This is a genomic window from Bacillus sp. AR2-1 (assembly GCF_008368755.1).
Classification (GTDB): domain Bacteria; phylum Bacillota; class Bacilli; order Bacillales; family Bacillaceae_G; genus Bacillus_A; species Bacillus_A wiedmannii.
This window is the reverse complement of sequence record NZ_QORY01000007.1, coordinates 157,136-178,799: the sequence shown is the minus strand read 5'-3', so window position 1 is coordinate 178,799 and position 21,664 is coordinate 157,136. Positions and strand designations below refer to the sequence as shown.

23 protein-coding genes, 1 other RNA gene and 1 riboswitch are annotated in these 21,664 nt (G+C 36.3%); of the genes, 21 read left to right on the top strand and 3 right to left on the bottom strand.

Features of this window, described 5'->3' with window-relative positions; all coding sequences use genetic code 11:
• The first annotated feature begins 7 nt into the window (after positions 1 to 7).
• Positions 8 to 1,303: a phosphopyruvate hydratase gene (gene eno, locus DT250_RS07735; protein ID WP_000103948.1), complete on the top strand. Its 1,296-nt coding sequence runs from the start codon at positions 8 to 10 to the stop codon at positions 1,301 to 1,303.
• 50 nt (positions 1,304 to 1,353) lie between these two features.
• Here the strand turns inward: eno and DT250_RS07730 are convergent, their stop codons facing one another.
• Positions 1,354 to 2,304: a nucleoside hydrolase gene (locus tag DT250_RS07730; protein WP_149212875.1), complete on the bottom strand. Its 951-nt coding sequence runs from the start codon at positions 2,302 to 2,304 to the stop codon at positions 1,354 to 1,356.
• Between the two features lie 335 nt (positions 2,305 to 2,639).
• On the opposite strand from DT250_RS07730, the gene DT250_RS07725 reads away from it, so the two are divergent.
• The 16 genes from DT250_RS07725 (at position 2,640) to DT250_RS07645 (ending at position 16,007) form a co-directional block, all read left to right on the top strand.
• The gene (locus DT250_RS07725; RefSeq protein WP_075309614.1) at positions 2,640 to 3,008 is read left to right on the top strand and encodes a CidA/LrgA family holin-like protein; all 369 of its coding nucleotides are present in this window, start codon (positions 2,640 to 2,642) and stop codon (positions 3,006 to 3,008) included.
• The gene (locus tag DT250_RS07720) at positions 3,005 to 3,697 is read left to right on the top strand and encodes an LrgB family protein (protein WP_000078299.1); all 693 of its coding nucleotides are present in this window, start codon (positions 3,005 to 3,007) and stop codon (positions 3,695 to 3,697) included. Before DT250_RS07725 ends, DT250_RS07720 begins: the two co-directional genes overlap by 4 nt.
• 94 nt (positions 3,698 to 3,791) lie before the next feature.
• Complete coding sequence (secG, locus tag DT250_RS07715; protein ID WP_000557263.1) at positions 3,792 to 4,025, top strand: preprotein translocase subunit SecG; 234 nt, start codon at positions 3,792 to 3,794, stop codon at positions 4,023 to 4,025.
• A gap of 161 nt (positions 4,026 to 4,186) precedes the next feature.
• Positions 4,187 to 4,927: a carboxylesterase gene (estA, locus tag DT250_RS07710; RefSeq protein ID WP_179952839.1), complete on the top strand. Its 741-nt coding sequence runs from the start codon at positions 4,187 to 4,189 to the stop codon at positions 4,925 to 4,927.
• 142 nt (positions 4,928 to 5,069) lie between these two features.
• Positions 5,070 to 7,508: a ribonuclease R gene (gene rnr / locus DT250_RS07705; protein WP_149212873.1), complete on the top strand. Its 2,439-nt coding sequence runs from the start codon at positions 5,070 to 5,072 to the stop codon at positions 7,506 to 7,508.
• A 248-nt stretch (positions 7,509 to 7,756) separates the two neighbouring features.
• Positions 7,757 to 8,224 carry an SsrA-binding protein gene (smpB, locus tag DT250_RS07695; protein WP_001123908.1) on the top strand — a complete coding sequence of 156 codons (468 nt, stop codon included), beginning with the start codon at positions 7,757 to 7,759 and terminating at the stop codon, positions 8,222 to 8,224.
• 125 nt (positions 8,225 to 8,349) lie between these two features.
• Positions 8,350 to 8,704, top strand: a transfer-messenger RNA (tmRNA) gene (gene ssrA, locus DT250_RS07690).
• Between the two features lie 367 nt (positions 8,705 to 9,071).
• The gene (locus DT250_RS07685) at positions 9,072 to 9,749 is read left to right on the top strand and encodes a response regulator transcription factor (protein ID WP_087983994.1); all 678 of its coding nucleotides are present in this window, start codon (positions 9,072 to 9,074) and stop codon (positions 9,747 to 9,749) included.
• A gap of 369 nt (positions 9,750 to 10,118) precedes the next feature.
• Positions 10,119 to 11,132 carry a siderophore ABC transporter substrate-binding protein gene (locus tag DT250_RS07680; protein ID WP_087983993.1) on the top strand — a complete coding sequence of 338 codons (1,014 nt, stop codon included), beginning with the start codon at positions 10,119 to 10,121 and terminating at the stop codon, positions 11,130 to 11,132.
• A 19-nt stretch (positions 11,133 to 11,151) separates the two neighbouring features.
• Entirely contained in the window at positions 11,152 to 12,168 is a 1,017-nt protein-coding gene (locus DT250_RS07675; protein WP_149212871.1) for an ABC transporter permease, read from the top strand.
• On the top strand, positions 12,165 to 13,229 hold the full coding sequence (locus tag DT250_RS07670) for an iron chelate uptake ABC transporter family permease subunit (protein WP_000631136.1): 1,065 nt from the start codon (positions 12,165 to 12,167) through the stop codon (positions 13,227 to 13,229). Before DT250_RS07675 ends, DT250_RS07670 begins: the two co-directional genes overlap by 4 nt.
• On the top strand, positions 13,226 to 13,978 hold the full coding sequence (locus DT250_RS07665; RefSeq protein WP_046955601.1) for an iron ABC transporter ATP-binding protein: 753 nt from the start codon (positions 13,226 to 13,228) through the stop codon (positions 13,976 to 13,978). Before DT250_RS07670 ends, DT250_RS07665 begins: the two co-directional genes overlap by 4 nt.
• Positions 13,979 to 14,254: 276 nt before the next feature.
• A complete protein-coding gene (gene psiE, locus DT250_RS07660; protein ID WP_000671178.1) occupies positions 14,255 to 14,656 on the top strand; it encodes a phosphate-starvation-inducible protein PsiE in 402 nt (133 codons plus the stop codon).
• 139 nt (positions 14,657 to 14,795) lie between these two features.
• A complete protein-coding gene (speG, locus tag DT250_RS07655) occupies positions 14,796 to 15,311 on the top strand; it encodes a spermidine N1-acetyltransferase (RefSeq protein WP_088064778.1) in 516 nt (171 codons plus the stop codon).
• A 180-nt stretch (positions 15,312 to 15,491) separates the two neighbouring features.
• Entirely contained in the window at positions 15,492 to 15,704 is a 213-nt protein-coding gene (locus DT250_RS07650; protein ID WP_088064777.1) for a DUF3955 domain-containing protein, read from the top strand.
• 63 nt (positions 15,705 to 15,767) lie between these two features.
• The gene (locus DT250_RS07645; protein WP_149212870.1) at positions 15,768 to 16,007 is read left to right on the top strand and encodes a DUF3947 family protein; all 240 of its coding nucleotides are present in this window, start codon (positions 15,768 to 15,770) and stop codon (positions 16,005 to 16,007) included.
• 33 nt (positions 16,008 to 16,040) lie between these two features.
• Here DT250_RS07645 and crcB (DT250_RS07640) read toward each other — a convergent pair whose 3' ends face one another.
• Positions 16,041 to 16,397, bottom strand: coding sequence for a fluoride efflux transporter CrcB (crcB, locus tag DT250_RS07640; protein ID WP_088064776.1), 357 nt, complete (start codon positions 16,395 to 16,397; stop codon positions 16,041 to 16,043).
• Positions 16,394 to 16,798: a fluoride efflux transporter CrcB gene (gene crcB, locus DT250_RS07635; protein ID WP_179211913.1), complete on the bottom strand. Its 405-nt coding sequence runs from the start codon at positions 16,796 to 16,798 to the stop codon at positions 16,394 to 16,396. The genes crcB (DT250_RS07640) and crcB (DT250_RS07635) overlap by 4 nt, the downstream gene beginning before the upstream one ends.
• A 54-nt stretch (positions 16,799 to 16,852) precedes the next feature.
• Positions 16,853 to 16,912: riboswitch (Fluoride riboswitch) on the bottom strand.
• Positions 16,913 to 17,132: 220 nt separating this feature from the next.
• Between crcB (DT250_RS07635) and DT250_RS07630 the strand changes: the two genes are divergently transcribed.
• The 4 genes from DT250_RS07630 to murB all read left to right on the top strand — a co-directional run bounded on the left by DT250_RS07630 (position 17,133) and on the right by murB (position 21,638).
• The gene (locus DT250_RS07630; protein ID WP_149212869.1) at positions 17,133 to 18,191 is read left to right on the top strand and encodes an endonuclease/exonuclease/phosphatase family protein; all 1,059 of its coding nucleotides are present in this window, start codon (positions 17,133 to 17,135) and stop codon (positions 18,189 to 18,191) included.
• A gap of 34 nt (positions 18,192 to 18,225) precedes the next feature.
• On the top strand, positions 18,226 to 19,728 hold the full coding sequence (locus tag DT250_RS07625) for a DUF4077 domain-containing protein (RefSeq protein WP_149212868.1): 1,503 nt from the start codon (positions 18,226 to 18,228) through the stop codon (positions 19,726 to 19,728).
• A 211-nt stretch (positions 19,729 to 19,939) separates the two neighbouring features.
• Positions 19,940 to 20,335 carry an SET domain-containing protein gene (locus tag DT250_RS07620; protein ID WP_000573650.1) on the top strand — a complete coding sequence of 132 codons (396 nt, stop codon included), beginning with the start codon at positions 19,940 to 19,942 and terminating at the stop codon, positions 20,333 to 20,335.
• A 388-nt stretch (positions 20,336 to 20,723) separates the two neighbouring features.
• Positions 20,724 to 21,638, top strand: coding sequence for a UDP-N-acetylmuramate dehydrogenase (gene murB / locus DT250_RS07615; protein ID WP_048542427.1), 915 nt, complete (start codon positions 20,724 to 20,726; stop codon positions 21,636 to 21,638).
• Positions 21,639 to 21,664: the final 26 nt, after the last annotated feature.

Here is a 21,664-nt window from a genome sequence, read left to right as displayed (position 1 = left end):
ATTTATTATGTCAACAATTATTGATGTTTATGCTCGCGAAGTCCTTGACTCTCGTGGTAACCCAACTGTAGAAGTAGAAGTTTACACAGAAAGCGGCGCTTTCGGACGCGCTATCGTACCAAGTGGTGCATCTACTGGTGAGCACGAAGCAGTAGAATTACGTGACGGTGACAAATCTCGTTACCTTGGTAAAGGTGTTCTAAATGCAGTAAACAACGTTAACGAAGCAATCGCTCCAGAAATCGTTGGTTTCGACGTAACTGACCAAGCTGGTATCGACCGTGCTATGATCGAATTAGATGGCACTCCAAACAAAGGTAAACTAGGCGCTAACGCTATCCTTGGTGTATCTATGGCAGTAGCTCACGCAGCAGCTGACTTCGTAGGTCTTCCATTATACCGTTACCTTGGTGGATTCAATGCAAAACAATTACCAACTCCAATGATGAACATCATCAACGGTGGTTCTCACGCTGATAACAACGTAGACTTCCAAGAGTTCATGATCTTACCAGTTGGTGCTCCAACATTCAAAGAATCAATCCGTATGGGTGCTGAAGTATTCCATGCACTTAAAGCTGTATTACATGACAAAGGTCTTAACACTGCAGTAGGTGACGAAGGTGGATTCGCTCCAAACCTTGGTTCTAACCGTGAAGCATTAGAAGTAATCATCGAAGCTATCGAAAAAGCTGGTTACAAAGCTGGCGAGAACGTATTCTTAGGAATGGACGTTGCTTCTTCTGAGTTCTACAACAAAGAAACTGGTAAATATGACCTTGCAGGCGAAGGCCGTACTGGCTTAACTTCTGCAGAAATGGTTGATTTCTACGAAGAGCTTTGCAAAGACTTCCCAATCATCTCTATCGAAGATGGTTTAGACGAAAACGACTGGGATGGTCACAAATTATTAACTGAGCGTATCGGTGATAAAGTACAATTAGTTGGTGACGACTTATTCGTAACTAACACTCAAAAACTTGCTGAAGGTATCGAAAAAGGTATCTCTAACTCAATCTTAATTAAAGTTAACCAAATCGGTACTTTAACTGAGACTTTCGAAGCTATCGAAATGGCTAAACGTGCTGGTTACACAGCAGTTGTATCTCACCGTTCTGGTGAAACTGAAGATGCTACAATCGCTGACATCGCAGTTGCAACTAACGCTGGCCAAATCAAAACTGGTTCTATGAGCCGTACTGACCGTATTGCTAAGTACAACCAATTATTACGCATCGAAGACGAACTAGGCGAAATCGCTGTTTACGATGGTATCAAATCTTTCTACAACATCAAACGATAATTGTAGAAAATAACGACAGACCGTGAGAAATCACGGTCTGTTTTTTTATGTTAAAATTGCTCACCCGTCATAAGTGACATGAAATGTTTAAAGAAGCGGTTATAATCAAAATCAATTGCGATTTGATGACTCGGCCAATCAATAAATGGCTTAGATTCTCCTAAAGAACGAAATTCCCCTATGCTTGTTCCTTGTGCATAAGATTCTGTCATGACAACGATAGGTGACTTGTGATATGTAAACATAGAGTTATCAAGTAAAGCGAGTATTGGCATTGTGTCATGGAAGGGGCTCCCCTTTAAATGCGGTAAGGCGTCTTTATAATATCCGTAGTAATAATGATTGAATAACGGTTTGACGAGTGGGGCTTTTCCTTTTGCTTCAATATATTCAGCCATTTCTGGTGTAATGATGGAATACTGAGTGACGTTTAATGGATAGATGTACATGTTAGGTGAGGATTGAAGGACTATATTAGCAGCAGTAGGATCGCCATAAAAGTTTGCTTCGGAAATAGGGGTAACATTACCAGGATGTAAAAAGGCACCGCCCATTAAGTAGTAAGATTTAACTTGCTTCACGAGCTGTTTACATAAGATGAATAAAATTGCTAGGGAGGTAAGTCTGCCTAAACTAACAATGATTAATTCATCTTTATACTGTTCAATAAGAGGAATAACTTCGAAAAAATTCTCCATTTCTCCGTTAGTCACATGTCCCTTTGGAATAATTGGCCCGAGCCCTTGTTTCCCGTGTACTTCCGTAAAGAAAGCAGGAGGGGCGCCAGTAAGTGGGCGTTCTGATCCACCAAATATCTTGATATTTCTATCCTTTGCTTCGTTCTTAAGAAAATGAGCGTTTTGTACAGCCATTTCTTTTGGAACATTGCCGTAATCAGCAACAATGCCGACGATTTCTATTTCATCAATAAAGAATGCTAAGAGGAGAGCCATCGTATCATCAATCCCAGGATCACAAAAAATAAGAACTTTTTTTGGCATATGTTCACCACCTATCTTGTTTATCCCGTAAAAGCCTGATTGTAGGGATGAAGAAAACCACCACTAATGAAAGTTTCACTTTATATATATGTAAGCTTAAGGATAAAAATATTATTTTATTGAAATAACAACGTTATAAATTCAGAAAATAAAAACTTTTTATATTAGGTCAAGGTTTTTGACTTAATTTCTATGCGGAAATCCAGTCATATCAAGGTTGTAAGCGTCTAACATAAGCTGTTTTTGCTGTCAAGTTGATAAATTGCAGCTTTTTACAATTTATACTATGATAAAGATATTAAGAGAAGATCGTATAAACATGAGGGATGATGAACATGAAATTTACAAAGATTCTTGTCCAAATTGCTGCTCTTTACGTCTTGTATATGGTTGGAACTTGGTTACAAGAAGTGTTAAATATTCCGATTCCAGGAAGTTTGATTGGAATGTTCCTCTTACTTGTTTTACTTAGCCTAAAAGTCCTTCCAGTGAAATGGTTCGATTTAGGAGCAGAAACACTCGTTGCTATTATGCCGTTTTTATTAATTCCGCCAACACTTGGCCTAATGAATTACGGTGCTTTTTTTATGAGTAAAGGAATTTCTCTTTTCATTACAATTGTAGCGAGTACATTTTTAATTATTATTGTCGCAGGGCATACAGGACAATATCTTGCGAATAGAAAGGAAAGAGAGTCGCGATGAGCCAAATATTAATCGGAATCGGTTGGGTTCTTTTTACGGTGCTATTATACCAATTATCTAAAAAAATCTATAAATTATTTCCAACACCATTCACCATTCCAATGCTTGTAGCAACAGGATTAATGGCTTTCTTATTTATCATGCTTGATATACCATATCAACATTATATGGAAAGCGGTGGTGGCTGGATTGCAAAACTGCTGGGACCTGGTGTTGTAGCATTTGCAATTCCTCTTTATAAGCAACGTCACGTTCTGCAAAAATATGTTGTACCGATTGCTGGTGGCGTATTAGTAGGGACAACAGTTGCAATCGCAAGTGATTTTGCCATTGCATCACTTATGGGAACAGATAAAAGCTTAATTTTATCTTCTTTACCAAAATCGGTGACAATGCCAGTTGCGATGAGTGTTTCAGAGCAAGTTGGTGGTGTACCGTCATTAACAGCAGCTTTCGTTGTTATCGCAGGTATTACTGGAACGATTACCGGCCCACTTTTATTAAAATGGAGCCGCGTTACAAACTCAGTTGGTAAAGGTATCGGATTTGGATGTGCTTCTCATATTATGGGTGTAATGAGAGCGATGAAAAATAATGAACATGAAGGTGTTATTGGATCGGTAACAATGACATTAACAGCAATTTTGACATGTTTGCTCGGGCCGTTATTTGCAATGATGTTTATGTAATAGAAGAAAAGCGAGAGCGACTCTATAGCTCTCGCTTTTCTATAGAATTTATGCTACAGTTAAAATAACTGAATCTTTGTAGGAGGTACGCCAAGTGCATACGTTATTATCCGTTTTACTTATTATTGTATCGATTTTAATGATTGTTATGGTACTTATGCAGTCTAGTAATAGCTCAGGCCTTTCAGGTGCAATTTCAGGCGGTGCAGAGCAATTATTTGGTAAGCAAAAAGCACGTGGAATTGAAGCGGTATTAAACCGTATTACAATTGTTTTAGCTGTTCTATTCTTCGTATTAACAATTGCTGTTACGTACTTAAATTTATAGAATTGAAAGAAGAAGCGTTAGTAAGATGTACTAATGGTTCTTCTTTTTTTATTTTGCCATTTGAAAGATGTTTCTAATTAGATTATAGAAATATAAATATGGTACACTAGATATAGAAAGAATACGACTAGATTACAGAAGAGAAAGAGGAGAAGTACATGATGAAATTAGCATCTCCGAAACCATTTACATTTGAGGGTGGAGACCGCGCTGTTTTATTACTACATGGTTTCACAGGAAACTCAGCTGATGTACGTATGTTAGGGCGTTTCTTAGAGAAGAAAGGCTACACTTGTCATGCGCCAATTTATAAAGGGCACGGTGTACCACCAGAAGAGCTTGTTCATACAGGTCCTGAAGATTGGTGGCAAGACGTAATGGAGGCATATCAGCTTTTAAAAGATAAAGGCTTTGAGAAAATTGCTGTTGTTGGATTATCACTTGGCGGCGTATTTTCTTTAAAATTAGGTTATACAGTACCTGTTTTAGGTGTAGTACCAATGTGTGCACCAATGTATATTAAGAGTGAAGAAACGATGTACCAAGGTATATTGGCATATGCCCGCGAATATAAAAACCGTGAGCAAAAATCACCAGAGCAAATCGAACAAGAAATGTTGGAATTCCAAAAGACACCGATGAATACATTAAAAGCATTACAACAATTAATTGCTGACGTACGTAACAATGTGGATATGATTTATGCACCTATATTTGTTGTACAAGCACGTCATGATGAAATGATTAATACAGATAGTGCTAACATTATTTATAACGGTGTAGAATCTACGTTAAAAGACATTAAATGGTATGAAGACTCTACGCATGTCATTACACTTGATAAGCAACGTGACGAGCTACATGAGGATGTATATAACTTCTTGGAGCAACTAGATTGGTAAGATCTAGTTGCCTCTTTTTTTCATAAGGAATTTTTTGTGAAAACTGTAAAAATCATTAGGGGAGTATTAAATTTTCGCTTTATACATCCCCAGTCTTTCGGATACACTAAATAATATAAGGGTTTAAAGGAGGTATTTCTGCTTGGAAGAAATCATACAAGAAAATATTGATAAGTTGTTGTTATTTATGAGAGAAGAAGCGTATAAACCGTTAACAATACAAGAGTTAGAAGAGGCATTTGGAATTGAAGGGTCTGAGGGCTTTAAAGATTTTGTAAAGGCACTTGTAATGATGGAAGAGAAGGGACTTGTTATTCGCACACGTAGTAACCGTTACGGTCTTCCTGAAAAGATGAATTTAGTACGCGGTAAATTAATTGGACATGCACGTGGCTTTGCATTCGTTGTACCAGAAGAGAAGAAAACGGGAGATGATGATCTTTTCATCCCACCTACAGAGTTAAACGGTGCACTTCATGGCGATACAGTATTAGCGCGTGTTAGCGCACAATCAAGTGGATCACGCCAAGAAGGTTCAATTGTACGTATTTTAGAGCGCGGCACGAAAGAACTAGTTGGTACATATACAGAATCGAAAAACTTTGGATTTGTTGTACCTGACAATAAGCGCTGGACGAGTGATATCTTTATCTTGAAAAGTGCATCAATGGGTGCTGTAGAAGGCCATAAAGTAGTTGTGAAAATTACGAGCTATCCAGAGAATCGTTTAAGTGCAGAAGGTGAAGTTATTCAAATTCTAGGTCATAAAAATGATCCAGGAGTAGATATTTTATCAGTTATTCATAAACATCATCTACCTTTAGCATTCCCTGAAGAAGTGATGGAGCATGCAAACAGTGTACCAGAAACGATTTCAGAAGAAGATTTAAAAGATCGCCGTGATCTGCGTGACCAAATGATCGTAACGATTGACGGTGCAGACGCGAAAGATTTAGATGACGCTGTTACAGTAACGAAGCTCGAGAACGGTAACTACAAGCTTGGCGTTCATATTGCGGATGTAAGTCATTACGTTCAAGAAGGTTCTCCAATTGATGTAGAAGCAGCGGAAAGAGCAACGAGTGTATATCTTGTTGACCGTGTAATTCCGATGATTCCGCATCGTCTATCTAACGGTATTTGTTCGTTAAACCCGAAAGTAGACCGTCTGACGTTATCTTGTGAAATGGAAATCAACAACTTAGGTGATGTTGTAAAGCATGAGATTTTCCAAAGTGTGATTAAAACGACAGAGCGTATGACGTATGCTGACGTAAGAAGCATTTTAGAAGATGAGGACGAAGAGTTAATCAAACGCTATGAGCCGCTCGTACCGATGTTTAAAGAAATGGGTCAATTGGCACAGATTTTACGTGAAAAACGTATGCGCCGCGGTGCAATCGACTTTGACTTTAAAGAAGCGAAAGTATTAGTAGATGAAGAAGGTAAACCGACAGATGTTGTCATGCGTGATCGTTCTGTATCAGAGAAGTTAATTGAAGAATTTATGCTTGTTGCGAACGAAACAGTAGCAGAGCATTTCCACTGGATGAACGTACCATTCATGTACCGTGTCCATGAAGATCCGAAAGAAGATAAGCTGGAACGTTTCTTCGAGTTTGTAACAAACTTCGGATATGCAGTAAAAGGACGTGCGAATGAAATACATCCTCGTGCGCTGCAACAAATTCTTGAAATGGTTCAAGGACAGCCTGAAGAAGTAGTTATTTCAACAGTAATGCTTCGTTCAATGAAGCAAGCGCGTTACGATGCGGATAGCTTAGGACATTTCGGTTTATCAACTGAGTTCTACACACATTTCACATCACCAATTCGTCGTTACCCAGATACAATCGTTCATAGATTAATTCGTGAATACATCATTAACGGTAAAGTCGACAATGAAACACAAGCAAAATGGCGTGAAAACTTACCTGAGATTGCAGAGCACTCTTCTAATATGGAACGCCGTGCTGTTGAAGCAGAACGTGAAACAGACGAAATGAAAAAAGCAGAGTATATGGTTGATAAGATCGGCGAAGAGTATGACGGTATGATTAGCTCTGTAACAAACTTCGGTTTATTCGTAGAGCTTCCAAATACAATTGAAGGTCTTGTACACGTTAGCTACTTAACGGATGATTACTACCGTTATGACGAGAAACATTTCGCAATGATCGGAGAACGTACAGGTAACGTATTCCGCATCGGAGACGAAATTACAATTCGCGTTATTAACGTAAATAAAGACGAGCGTGCAATCGACTTTGAAATCGTTGGCATGAAAGGTACGCCTCGTCGTAAGTTCAAAGATCGTCCAGTCGTTATCGAACAGCCAAGAACAGGCAGAAAGAAACGCGGTGGACGTAGCGAGCGCAGTGATGAGCGTGGCGGAGAACGTGGTACAGGTAGAAAATTCGAACGTGGTGGCAAAGGAAAAGGAAGAGGATCAGCTTCTGCTTCCACTTCCACTTCCACGTCCGCTAGTCAGCCAGGGAAAAAAGATGGTAACGGTAAGAAGAAAAAAGCATTCTTCGAAAATGTACCAGGATTCAAGAAGAAAAAGAAAAAGCGTAAGTAAGAAAAGGATGGCTTCGCTTTGATAAAAAGCGGGGCTTTTTCTTTTTTATTGGTGGCTTGAGAGCGATCCACTTTCGCTTTTTGTTGGAATCCAGCTACAGTGGCTAGAATGTTCGGCGGCTTCGCTTCTTCCCGAGAGGCAAAGAGCGCCTCAAGGTCAGAAGCTCCATCCACCTCACATTCTGAGCGAGCCACTTTCGCTTTTTATTAACATTTGTTACAATAGTAAAAATAGAGGAGGGACGTTATATGCCAAAGGGTTCAGGTAAGGTTATTGCACAAAATAAAAAAGCATTTCATGATTATTTCATCGAAGAAACATACGAGGCAGGGCTTGTCCTTCAAGGAACGGAAATTAAGTCGATTCGCGCTGGACGCGTGAACTTGAAAGATGCGTTTGCACGTGTGCATAATGGTGAAGTATGGGTACATAATATGCATATTAGTACATATGAGCAAGGGAATCGTTTCAACCATGATCCGCTTCGCACGAGAAAGTTACTTCTTCATAAAAAAGAAATTGAGAAGTTAACGGGTGCTTCAAAAGAAACAGGCTATGCATTAGTTCCAGTTAGAATTTATTTAAAAAATGGATTCGCGAAAATGGCACTTGGTTTAGCAAAAGGTAAAAAGCAATATGATAAGCGTAACGATTTAAAAGAGAAAGAAGCAAAACGTGAAATTGCACGCGCGTTCCGTGATCGTCAAAAGATGTAATACAGATATTTACATTTGTAAAACGACGCGCGTATGTTATAATAACTTATGTAAGATTGTTGCACATTGAAAAACAGCTCTTAGTAGCTATCACGATATTTCTTCGTATGCTCCATTTTTATCATGGGGACGTTACGGATTCGACAGGGATAGTTCGAGCTTAGGTTGCGAGTCGAGGGGATCGGCCTCGTTAAAACGTCAAAGCCTATAATTGGCAAACAAAACAATCTTTCTTTAGCTGCTTAATTGCACTAAAGGTTCCTCCCTCCATCGTCCATGTGGTAGGGTAAGGGACTCAAACTAAGTGGACTACGCCGGAGTTCGCCGTCTGAGGGCGAAGGAAGAGAACAATCAGACTAGCAACTTGGAAGCCTGTCGATAGGCCGAAGAGTTCGCGAAATGCTAATATATCGACTACACTCGTAGAAGCTTAAGTGCCGATATTTTTGGACGTGGGTTCGACTCCCACCGTCTCCACCAATACATATTTGGTGGTTTTTTTATTTTGTATGATATGAACCATAACTTTTCCAAATTGGCGAGGTTATGGTTCTTTTTGTTTTGTGGTTTTATAAAATGCTTAAGTTGATGAGGGGGAGGGCGGTACCCCTGAAACAGAAAATGAAGAAATAGTTATTGCTGATAAACAGGTAGATACTATAGCTACCTTTAATGATTACATAATATGTATTTAAATCTTCATATCCTTTGTGTTTCTATTCACATCTATTGTAAGATTATATAGAGTTCTCCTAATAAGCTGTTACAATGGCCTGTTTTAGGGGTTTCATATTTATAAATTTAAAAATGTTTTTTTGAGATAAATTGAAGTAGAGGTGAACCATCGGTGAGGCAGGTGTTAGTAATTAAGAATGAACGGTCTTTAGCAAAGAAAATCGTAAGCGGTTTAACGCAAGAGGGCCATTTCATTTTAAAACTTCACAATGAAAACCAAGGTTTAAATATAGCATATGAACAAGATTGGGATATTATCATATTAGATTGGGATTCATTAAGTATATCGGGACCAGAAATTTGTAGACAAATACGACTTGTTAAAACGACACCGATCATTATTGTGACTGACAATATTTCTAGTAAGGATTGCATAGCAGGGCTACAAGCAGGAGCAGATGATTATATTAGAAAACCATTTGTGAAAGAAGAATTAGTAGCAAGAGTTCAAGCTATTTTAAGGAGAACTGACTATATCCAGCAAAATGAGACAAACTTTTTTCAGTTTAAAGATCTCTTTGTTGATACATCTAGCAATATTGTGAAAAAAGGTAGCGAAAATCTCTCGCTTACGAAGCGCGAGTACGATTTACTTGTATTTTTAATTAAGAATAAAAATACAATATTGAGCCGTGAAATGCTTTTAAATCAAGTTTGGGGATATAACGTAGTAGTGAATCCAAATGTAGTAGACTTATATATTGGGTATGTAAGAAAAAAGTTAAAGTGTGAGAAGAGAGACAGATATATTCAAACGATACATGGCAGAGGCTATTCAATGGTTGAATGATAAAAATAAGATAATAAAATAGTTTCTGTGAAATATGAAAAGAAGGAAACTATAAAAAGAAGATTGCTATTAGGAAATGGTCATTGTTTTGCAGTAGAAATCATGGTTTATAAGGTGCTCAATCTATTGATTAGCACGTGTGTGGACTGACTCTGGTGCGCATTAGATGAGGTTGTATCTAATTTATGTTTAATTTGATTAACGCACACCATTCACAAGATTTTCACAGAATTAATGACTATACTTATTTACAGGATGTTCAAATGAAAATGATTATCAATAGCAATTTAGATACATGAAAGTTACTATCTAATTCAATCTATGGACGTCATCATTTTCGAACTAAATTACATAATAAGGAGTATACGTATGAAAAAAACTATGCTTTTAAAATTAGTAAGTATTCTAGCAATTTTCACTTTAATGTTAGTAGCTTGCTCAGATTCAAGTAAGGAAACTTCGAAAGCTAATAAAGGTGATAGTAGTGATAAACCAAAAACGGTTGAAATCACTGATGCTCATGGAACTGTTAAAGTCCCTGTAAATCCAAAGAATGTAGTTGCTTTAGATAATAGAACGTTTGAAACTTTAGCTGATTGGGGAATTAAATTAGCGGCTGCTCCAAAGGATATCATGCCTGCGGATTCAGCATATAAAAAGGATGATTCAGTTAAAAATATCGGGAATCACCGCGAACCAAATCTTGAAATCATTGCAGCGGCAAACCCTGACCTTGTAATCGTTGGTCAAAGATTTGCTGATCATTACGAAGAAATCAAAAAATTAGTGCCAAATGCAGCTGTTATTGATCTTAATTTTGATGTTTCTGAGAAGGCTACTAAGCCTGGAGAAAACTTAGTAAAAGGACTTAAAGATTCTACAACTACTTTAGGAAAAATCTTTGCTAAAGATAAAGAAGCTAAACAATTAGTAGCTGATTTCGATAAATCTATTGAAAAAGCAAAATCTGCTTATAACGGAAAAGATAAAGTTATGAGTGTTATCGTTACTGGTGGAAATATTGGCTTTGCTGCGCCGCATTCTGGTCGCGTTTGGGGACCTATGTATGAAATTTTCGGTTGGACTCCAGCATTAGAAGTTTCGAATTCTACTGCAGGTCATAAAGGTGATGACGTTTCTGTTGAAGCTATCGCACAAACAAATCCTGATTGGCTTTTCGTATTAGATCGTGATGCTGCAACATCTGATGCAGCTAAGTCAGCTCCTGCTCAGGATGTTATTTCTAAATCACCAGCTCTTCAAAATACAACTGCTGTTTCTAAAAAACAAGTTATTTATGCACCAGCAGATACTTACACAAATGAATCAATTCAGACTTATATAGAGTTATTTGGAAATCTTGCAAAAACTTTAGCTAAGTAGTGTAAAGGGGTACGAAACAGTGTCAAAAAATATGATTTCTAGGGTTGAGAATATTTCTCAACCCCAGTTTTATAATCACAATAAAATATGGACAAAACCTTTTATAATAGCGGTTATAGTTGTTATAATTTTAGGGATTATATCACTGTTTACTGGAGTTTATGATATACGTGGACAAGAGGACGGAATGGAGATGTTTTTCATCACTCGTGTTCCGAGAACAGTTGCATTAATGCTTACTGGAGCTGCAATGGCAATGGCAGGGCTCGTAATGCAATTAATTACACAGAATCGTTTTGTTGAACCTACTACAACGGGGACGATTGAATGGTCAGGCTTAGGCCTGCTTTTTGTGTATTTATTATTTCCTGCCCCGACTTTAGTTCAAAGAATGACTGGTGCAATCATTTTTTCTTTTATAGGAACTATGATTTTCTTTTTATTTTTAAGAAGAGTTAAACTTCGTTCTTCTTTAATTGTCCCAATTATTGGATTGATGCTTGGAGCAGTTATTTCTGCAGTGTCTACTTTTTTGGGACTCCTTTTTCAAATGTCGCAAAGTATTGAAACTTGGTTCGTAGGTTCATTTGCTACTGTTCAGGTGGGAAGATATGAATATTTATGGCTGATTGTTATCGTTACTTTGTTTATTTTTATGTATGCTAATAGATTGACTTTAGCTGGACTAGGAGAAGATGTCGCAACAAGCCTTGGAGTTAATTACAATAGAATTGTTCTTTTTGGGACTGGTCTTATCTCTGTTGCTGTTGGAATTGTTGCAGCTGTTATTGGAAACTTACCTTTCTTGGGATTAATTGTTCCAAACATTGTTTCCATGTTTAGAGGGGATGATCTTAGGAGTAATTTACCTTGGGTATGTGTGATCGGAATGGGGACAATCACTGCCTGTGACATCATTTCTCGGACAATTATAAAGCCTTTTGAAGTCCCTGTTTCTTTAATACTTGCAACAGTGGGAGCGGTCGTGTTTATTACTATTCTATTGAGACAAAGAAAACCAAGGAGGCTGCGATGATCACATTAGATTATAGAAATAAAGAAAATGTCGAAGTCGATTCTAGCCTTCATAATGAAAGTAGATCAGCTAGTGCTTTTCGTTCTAAGAAGGAGGCAAGACGTTATTGGATTGTACTGACAACATTGATTGCTTTAGGTCTCCTTTCTTCATATGGACTTTTAGTTTATAACAATCCAGTTCCGATAGATTCACCTTCTTTTATCCCGGTTGTTAAGAGAAGGATAGTAGCTATTGTTGCAATGATTATTGCTGCAGTTTGCCATAGTTTATCGACAGTCGCTTTCCAATCTATTACAAATAATAAGATTATTACTCCTTCACTTTTAGGTTTCGAATCACTTTATTCAGCAATTCAAACGAGTACAATATTCTTCTTTGGTGCTAGTGCATTAATAAACTTTAATGGAATTGGATCATTTTTATTTCAAGTTGTTGTGATGGTCTTCATGAGTTTGATACTTTATGGGTGGTTACTTTCCGGCAAATACGGGAATTTACAACTTATGCTTTTAGTTGGAATTATTATTGGTACCGGGCTAAATTCTGTGTCAACTTTTATGAGAAAACTACTTGCGCCTTCAGAATTTGATATTTTACAAGCGAGATTATTTGGTTCTGTTAATCATGCAGACCCTGCATATTTTCCTGTTGTAATTCCTATGATCATAATTGTAGCGTTATTAATTTTTGCTCATTCTAAGAAGTTGAATGTTTTGTCACTAGGAAAGGATGTTGCTACTTCTTTTGGGGTTAAATATCAACCTAGTGTAATTTATACGCTTGTGTTAGTAGCTATTTTAATGTCTATCTCAACAGCTCTAATTGGGCCACTTACTTTCTACGGCTTTTTAGTAGCAACTTTGAGTTATCAGGCGGCGTCAACTTATGATCATAGATATATTTTCCCAATGGCTTTTGCTATAGGATTTTTAATAATGACGAGTGCATACTTTTTAATGTATCATGTATTCCATGCTCAAGGTGTAGTTTCAGTTATTATTGAATTATTTGGTGGAATCATATTCTTAACTATAGTTTTAAGGAAGAGGGCTTTATGATAAAAATCGATAATGTTAAAAAGTTCTATACTGATAAGGTGAAAATAGGACCTTTGGATATTGAAATACCAAAAGCGGGCTTTACTTCTTTAATTGGACCAAATGGCGCTGGAAAGTCTACGACACTATTGATGATTGGAAGACTTTTAGATATGGATGAAGGCCAAATTCAAGTAGCGAATATGGATGTTTCTGAATCCAAATCAAAAGACTTAGCAAAAATTTTGACTATATTGCGACAAGAAAATCATTTTGTAACGAGGCTTACTGTTAGACAATTAGTTGGATTTGGGCGCTTTCCGTATTCTAAGGGAAGATTAACTAAAGAAGATGAGGTTATCATTTCTAAATATATCGATTTCTTAGATTTAACTAGTTTAGAGAATAGATATTTAGATGAGCTTTCTGGTGGTCAAAGACAAAGGGCATATGTAGCGATGGTATTGTGCCAAGAGACTGAATATGTGCTATTGGACGAGCCTCTGAACAACCTTGATGTTGCGCGCTCTGTTCAAATGATGGAGCATTTGAGACGTGCAGCTAATGAATTCGGAAGAACAATTTTGACTGTTATGCATGACATAAATTTTGCAGCTAAATACTCTGATAAAATTTGTGCTATGAAAGATGGGCAAATTGCTGCTTTTGGAACAGTAGAAGAGGTTATGGACCCAACACTTTTGACAGATATTTTTGAAACAAAAATAGAAATTATCAAGGGTCCTTATGGGCCAATTGCTGTTTATTAGTTACAAAATGAGTATGCAAAAAAAAGCTGCTGTCTATATTTTATAGGCAGCAGCTTTTTTTGCGATTGCCCATTCTGCGGATATTTCATTTGCGACGCTTTGAGCGCTCAGAATATGAGGTTGTATTTATAAAAAAGTTCTTTTACATACGGTGAATGTTATTCTCTCATTTCGAAAATGTCGTAATCAAAAGAGGTGATTAACATTATGATTTAACTCACCTTCAATCATAATTTTGCTATAATAAATAAGTATTTACGTGAAGGAGAGTGTGAAATGAAGTTTAATATCGATCATTACATAGCTAGCGTTTTGCAGTGGATATTGAATATAGCGTTAATTATATTGTCCATTGTTTTATCGATCTTTTTAATTAACGAGACGATTACATTTATTCAATACATATTTTCAACAAAGGAATATACATCGTATAAATTGGTTGAGAGCATCATCGTTTATTTCTTATACTTCGAGTTCATCGCATTGATTATTAAGTATTTTAAGTCGAATTATCATTTTCCGTTACGTTATTTTATTTATATCGGAATTACGGCGTTAATTCGTTTAATTATTGTGTCTCATGAGGAACCAATGGAGACGTTATTATATGCGGGATCCATTCTTGTTTTAGTTATTGCTTTATACATATCGAATATGAGAGATTTGAGAAAAGAGTAGTGCAGACATAAGTTCGCACTACTTTTTTACGTCTTGACATTCAAGTTACTTGAAAGTTTACAATGAAATTAGGGCGTTTGAAATTGAAAAAAATTGAGAAATTAAGTGAAGAAGTTTCTTTTACTTGGAGGTTATAGCAATGAGTCAGGATTTGAAGTTACGTCCTTTAGAACGAGAAGATTTAAAGTTTGTACACGAACTGAATAATAATGCACATATTATGTCGTATTGGTTTGAAGAGCCATATGAGGCATTTGTGGAGCTGCAGGATTTATACGATAAACATATACATGATCAAAGTGAACGGCGTTTTATCCTAGAGAAAGATAATGAGATGGTTGGATTAGTTGAGTTAGTGGAAATTGATTATATTCATCGAAGAACAGAATTCCAGATTATTATTGATCCGAATTATCAAGGACATGGTTATGCAGCGGAAGCGACGCGTTTAGCGATGGATTACGCTTTTTCTGTATTAAATATGCATAAACTCTATTTAGTTGTTGATAAAGAGAATGAAAAAGCTGTACATGTTTATAAAAAAGTTGGATTTATGGTAGAAGGAGAACTTCTCGACGAATTTTTCGTTGATGGTAACTACCATAATGCGATAAGAATGTGTATGTTTCAGAAGCAATATTTTAGAACGAAATAATGGAGTGAAAAGGCTATAGATAATGATTGTCTATAGCCTTTTTGTTGTGTTTAACAATAATTATTTATCGTAAAACAATAAATAATTATTGACTGAGAATGTTAGTGGACTTATTATGATGGTAGTGATAATAGTAAAAAGGAATGCAGATAAATTAATTGTGAAATCAAAGGAGAATATATGATGAAAAAATATTTATTAGCTTCTAGTCCAATATTTTTAGGAGTGTTATGTATCATTATGTTTAATGTAATTGGTTCGGAAGTAAAACGAGATGGAACTTTAGTGGAGCCATTTTACTTAATTCCGTTAGCATATTTATTTACTTTTACTGGAATTGTTGCAATTTTGTGTGTGGCTCTTTTCTCGGTGCTTCGAAAAAAGACAGCGTAATAAAACACTTGTCATGAAATAGAAACATACGATAGGGAAGAAAAATAAAAAGTGAGCTGAATCATGGTGAATCATTATTGTTATCCTGAAAGGCAAGTTGGATCGGCTATTACTTTGGCAGGAGCACAGGGGACAATTCATGCTGTGAATCAAGCGATTCAAATGCAGCAGCAAGCATATTTTGCACAAGTGATGCAAGGGCAGTATATGTCGTACTCACAGCCTCCGATGCAAATTGTACATTACGATGTGCATCCAGCGGGTTTATTCTCCATTCCATATGGCGGGACATACTTCTTATGAAAGAAAGCGACTGATAAGAGTCGCTTTCTTTTTTTATATTCCGCCTAGTTTCATTCCAAGGAATGCAAAAAGGATACCAATAATATAAGTAGCACTTAAATATAGAAATAGTATGCCAAAGTTTTTACGATTGAAGAGCTGAATGGACTCTAGTTTAAATGTTGAAAACGTCGTAAAGGCACCCATAAATCCAGTACCTAATAATAATTGCCAACCTGTAGTGACTCCGTTGCCAATTATATATCCGAGTAAAAACGCGCCTGTTATATTAATGAGAAATGTAGCAATTGGAAAGGAAGTTTTATTTCTTTTTTTAAACCAATTACTAATTGCAAATCGTGTAATAGCACCGAAAAATCCACCTGTTGCCACTAATAAAGCTTCTATCATAAGTGATCACCTTCCGTAAGGTGTTTCTTAATTAAGAAATCACCTAGTGTATAGCCAAGACCAGACATAATGAGACCACCAAGTATACTGCATGATACATATAAGAAAGCCGTACCCCATTCAGAAAGATGGATTAGTTGCACAGTTTCTACACTAAATGTTGAAAACGTCGTAAAGGAACCGATGAATCCAGTCCCAATGCCTGTGATAATTTCTGAAGGCAAGATGTTTCTCCGAGCGATATACGTAGTCAGCCACGCTAATAAGAAGCAGCCGAGTAAGTTGATGAGCAATGTAGCTAGCGGAAATGAATGATTCCATGAAGTATGAATAGTAAGACCTAAATAATAGCGAGAAAGGGCTCCTAATATACCGGCTATGCCAACGATAATATAAATCAATTTCTTCACCTCTTTAAATAGCTTGCTCAAAAAAATAGACTCCTACCAGTAGTTATACTGGTAGGAGTCATTAGCTAAGCAGCAGTTATGGCGAACTCCATCGCCTATGATTATTACATATAGTGTACTAAAAATTGCGTAGAATTTCCAGTGAAGAAGTGGAGCTGTTTTGTATGTATGTGATGGTTTAAGATAGAGAATTTATACTTATAAACTAAATATAGTGATATAAGGTTTTCGATATGATAAAATGTTTCGTATGTCTTTCATTCGCTTTAGTTAACTGAAAATAAAGAAAAGTAAAATTGGTAGTTTTAGAAAAGGAGTCGTTCGTTTGAAAAAATTATTAAAAATAGTACTTATATGTATTTTAGTAGGGGTGGGAGTTGTAGGTGGTTTTTTAGCATATATGACACTTACAAAAGAACAGCCGGCTAATGTTATAAGTTTGAAGGTGGAAAATAATAAGGAACGCGTGTTAGCGCTTGGAAATGAATTTAAAGTTACAACATTTAATATTGGATATGCTGGATTAGATAAGGATCAAGACTTCTTTATGGATGGTGGAAAAGGTTCTGGTTCAAGTAGTAAAGAGCAAACGGAAACGAATTTAAAGAAAATGCTTTCGTTTTTACAAAATGAGAATAGTGATTTTACGTTATTACAAGAAGTTGATATAAAATCAATGCGATCTTTTGATGTAAATGGGCATGAATTTTTGAAAAAAGGATTACCTGATTATGCTTCGTCGTTCGGAAAGAACTATGATACAAAATGGGTCCCTGTACCAATTACAAGTCCAATGGGATATGCGGAGGCTGGATTAAGTACGTTTTCTAAATATACAGTTCAAGCAGCGCAGAGGTTCCAGCTTCCTGGAATGGAACCTTGGCCAAAGCGTTTGTTTGATTTAGATCGAGCGATTGTTGAGCATAAAATACCTGTTAATAATGGGAAGTTTGTGAGACTCGTAAATTTACATTTGTCTGCGTATGATGAAGGCGGGAAAATTAGAAAACAGCAAGTAGAGTTTTTAAAAGAATATATGAACAAGCATTATGAAAATGGTGATTACGTAATAATGGGCGGAGATTGGAATCAATTACTTTCGAACGCTCAGTTAAGTGATCCGAAGTTTGTGAAAGAGCGTCCTGAGTGGTTAGTAGAGTTACCAAAGGACTTTACTGATGGTGGCTTTAAGTGGGCTGTAGATCCGTCTGTTATGACGGTGAGAGATGATGTGAAGAAGTATGTGGAAGGTGAAAACTTTGTCACGATTATTGATGGTTTTATCGTTTCATCGAATGTGGAAATTGTAAATGTACAAGGGAAAGATTTAAAGTTTGAAAATAGCGATCATAACCCAGTAAGTGCGGTATTTAAGCTGAAGTAATCTATATGTATAAGTAGAAGGTGGGGCTTCATATATGGAGTGGTTAAAGAGAACTTGTTTTTCTAACCTGGAGAAAGAATCACAGAAAAATCATTTATTGCTGTTCATTACGATTTGTAGTTTCTTTCTTGGAATAATCGCGATTGGGTATTACGGATATATTTTTACAGAGAGAGCAATAGCGTTTTGGGTTTGTGGTATTTCAGTTGTTGTATTTGGAACGCTGTTTACTTTTATAGAAAGCATGGAAGCGATGTATAAGTATATCATGACATTTATGTTGCTTATTATGTCTTTCATTATGGTACAAGCTTTTAATGAAAGTCCGGCTGTATTTCAAATGGTCTACTTTACATTAGCAGTTTCACTTATTTATTTAAGTGAACGTCTCGTTATCATTCTCGGCGGAGTGGCGGTTATTATCACATTTATTCTTTGTAGTTATTGGCCGGAGCAATTTTTTGCTTATACAGCGGCATCTGAAGCTGCAAACTTCGCAAGCTTGTTAGCGATCGTAACGATTGCAATGTGGGGCGTAACGAAGATTGGCTCTAATTTGTTAGCTCGTTTAAGTGATGAGAAGCAAGAAGTAATGAGGAAAGCTCAGGAGCTAGAAGAAACGCAAAGACTGATTGAGGAAACGGTTGGGAAACTAGATAATAATTTCAATCACTTAAGAGAAAATATGAATACATCGATGGAGTCGATGAGTGAAATTAATTTTGCTTTTGAAGAGGTGGCAGTTGGTACTCAATCACAATCAGAGATGATGTCACGTTCAGTAGAAGTATTGAACGATATGGAAGGGAATATTGAACAAATCATTTCGCAAGTAAGAAATGCATCGACTCGTGTTGATGAAAGTTTAGAGATTTCAAAGGGTAGTGTACATACTTTACGAAATTTTGAAGCGAATATGAGAAGTTTAAATGATGTTGTTTCACAATCAGGAATTATATTTAGAGATTTAATGATGCAGTCGAAGCAAATCAACGAAATTGTAGATGTAATAACGAATATCTCAAGTCAGACGAGTTTGCTAGCTTTAAATGCAAATATTGAAGCGGCAAGAGCAGGCGAGCATGGAAAAGGATTTGCTATTGTAGCGAATGAAGTATTAAAGCTTGCCGAAGAATCGAATCGCTCTGCGGGGAGAATTCAAGGTATTTTGAAGGAGTTTAGTAATCAGGCAAGTAAAGTGGAAGTACAGGTAGAAAAATCAGAAAAAGTACAAGAAGAATGTAATGAAATGCTAGCAAGTGTTTTAACAAATGTAACGGATTTAGGGAAGTTTATTGATGCAATTAATGATGTAATGAGAGAGATTGTTGGTCATCAAGAAAACTTGCAGGTTAAAACGACAAATATCGTAAAGGATGTTACACATGCTTCTAATGTAATTCAGCAAACTTCTGCGGCTACGGAAGAAGTGTTAGCAAGTGTGGAAGAAGAAAAACATCGAAATGATATATCGGTGAAGACGTTGCATACTGTTAGCGAGCAAGTGAAGTTGCTAGAAAATATTTTAGAAAAGTAATATCTCTTAAAAAGGGCACACTATGTGTGCTCTTTTTTCATTTAAATGAATACTTGGTAGTAATTTAATTGCTTTTCTGCGCGTTTTCTGCCAAGCTTAAGGAGATAAACTGAGACTTTAATTAGTGGGGCTATACGCTACTGATTATTAGTTGAACCCCGCAAATAGCGGAATAAAATACTTCAAAGAAAGAATTATATAGGTGACGCATATGATCGAAGTTAAGACTTCTGAACTTAGTGATGGAGAATTTAATAGAGGGGTATTTGCAACTCGTGATATTAAAAAGGGTGAGTTGATTCACTCAGCACCAGTTATCTCTTATCCGAATGAACAGCATGAACACATTGAGAAAACGTTACTTGCTGACTACGCATTTGAGTATGGGGTAAATCATACAGCATTCCTTTTAGGATACGGCATGTTATTTAATCATGCATATAATCCGAATGCAACGTATGATATTGTCTTTGAGAATCACACATTTAACTTCTTTGCTTACAAAGATATAAAAGCGGGAGAAGAGATTCTAATCAATTATAATGGTGAAGTTGATGACGATGAGCTATTATGGTTTGATAAGGAAAAAGAAGAGAACGAAAAGTAAATTATAATAAGTAATAAAAAAGATGCTTTTACCTATGTAAAAGCATCTTTTTTATTGATGAAAATAAAGTAAAGATTACAAAAAAATACCACTTTATTTTCGTATGGTATAGTAAGATACTGAAGGATAGTGTTTTGAAAAAGTAATATATTTTACAAATTGTTGTCTTTCTGATGACATGTCAAGTTTAGTAGCCCATTTGGGTTGCTTTATTATGCAATATATATTTTAATATGAGTGGCACCTCTTATAAATTAAGAGGTTTATAGGTGTCTCGAATTGATTTTGGGTACACTGTATCCACCACTTTAGGTTCGTTCATGTATGTGGGGATATTATGGGCCCGTATAACGGGATAAAAAGAATATAGAAATAGAGGAATCGTAAAATGAATATGCAAGAGGTTTATAAATATTTAAGTACGGTATTGCCTGAAGGTCATGTGAAACAAGATGAAATGTTAAAGAATCATACACATATTAAAGTTGGTGGAAAAGCAGATGTGTTCGTTGCGCCGACAAATTATGATGAAATTCAAGAAGTTATCAAATATGCTAACGAATATAATATTCCAGTTACGTTTTTAGGAAATGGATCGAATGTCATTATTAAAGATGGTGGAATTCGTGGGATTACCGTAAGTTTAATTCACATTACAGATGTGACTGTAACAGGAACGACGATTGTGGCACAGTGTGGTGCAGCAATTATTGATGTATCACGTATTGCATTAGATCATAATTTAACGGGTCTTGAGTTTGCTTGTGGTATTCCAGGTTCAGTTGGCGGAGCTTTATATATGAATGCTGGCGCATACGGCGGTGAAGTATCGTTTGTATTAACAGAAGCTGTCGTAATGACAGGTGATGGAGAGTTACGTACTTTAACGAAAGAAGCATTTGAATTTGGATATCGTAAGAGTGTATTTGCAAACAACCATTACATTATTCTTGAAGCGAGATTTGAGCTTCAAGAAGGTGTGCGTGAAGAAATTAAAGAAAAAATGGATGATTTAACGTTTAAACGTGAATCAAAACAACCTCTAGAATATCCTTCATGTGGTAGTGTATTTAAGCGTCCACCAAATAACTTTGCTGGTAAATTGATTCAAGAATCAGGACTACAAGGTAAGCGAATTGGCGGAGTGGAAGTTTCTTTAAAACACGCTGGATTTATGGTGAATGTTGATAACGGAACAGCACAAGATTACATCGATTTAATTCACTTTGTACAAAAGACTGTTGAAGAGAAATTTGGCGTGAAGTTAGAGCGAGAAGTAAGGATTATTGGAGAAGATCTATAATAATCTTTGAATTAAAAGCGTATAAA

Coding starts and splice junctions, on each gene's coding strand:
- DT250_RS07645 (WP_149212870.1), top strand. CDS start 15,768: ATGGTGAATCATTATTGTTATCCTGAAAGGCAAGTTGGATCGGCTATT.
- DT250_RS07665 (WP_046955601.1), top strand. CDS start 13,226: ATGATAAAAATCGATAATGTTAAAAAGTTCTATACTGATAAGGTGAAA.
- DT250_RS07650 (WP_088064777.1), top strand. CDS start 15,492: ATGATGAAAAAATATTTATTAGCTTCTAGTCCAATATTTTTAGGAGTG.
- DT250_RS07720 (WP_000078299.1), top strand. CDS start 3,005: ATGAGCCAAATATTAATCGGAATCGGTTGGGTTCTTTTTACGGTGCTA.
- DT250_RS07680 (WP_087983993.1), top strand. CDS start 10,119: ATGAAAAAAACTATGCTTTTAAAATTAGTAAGTATTCTAGCAATTTTC.
- DT250_RS07725 (WP_075309614.1), top strand. CDS start 2,640: ATGAAATTTACAAAGATTCTTGTCCAAATTGCTGCTCTTTACGTCTTG.
- murB (WP_048542427.1), top strand. CDS start 20,724: ATGAATATGCAAGAGGTTTATAAATATTTAAGTACGGTATTGCCTGAA.
- DT250_RS07670 (WP_000631136.1), top strand. CDS start 12,165: ATGATCACATTAGATTATAGAAATAAAGAAAATGTCGAAGTCGATTCT.
- eno (WP_000103948.1), top strand. CDS start 8: ATGTCAACAATTATTGATGTTTATGCTCGCGAAGTCCTTGACTCTCGT.
- psiE (WP_000671178.1), top strand. CDS start 14,255: ATGAAGTTTAATATCGATCATTACATAGCTAGCGTTTTGCAGTGGATA.
- DT250_RS07730 (WP_149212875.1), bottom strand. CDS start 2,304: ATGCCAAAAAAAGTTCTTATTTTTTGTGATCCTGGGATTGATGATACG.
- DT250_RS07625 (WP_149212868.1), top strand. CDS start 18,226: ATGGAGTGGTTAAAGAGAACTTGTTTTTCTAACCTGGAGAAAGAATCA.
- speG (WP_088064778.1), top strand. CDS start 14,796: ATGAGTCAGGATTTGAAGTTACGTCCTTTAGAACGAGAAGATTTAAAG.
- DT250_RS07620 (WP_000573650.1), top strand. CDS start 19,940: ATGATCGAAGTTAAGACTTCTGAACTTAGTGATGGAGAATTTAATAGA.
- crcB (WP_088064776.1), bottom strand. CDS start 16,397: ATGATAGAAGCTTTATTAGTGGCAACAGGTGGATTTTTCGGTGCTATT.
- estA (WP_179952839.1), top strand. CDS start 4,187: ATGAAATTAGCATCTCCGAAACCATTTACATTTGAGGGTGGAGACCGC.
- smpB (WP_001123908.1), top strand. CDS start 7,757: ATGCCAAAGGGTTCAGGTAAGGTTATTGCACAAAATAAAAAAGCATTT.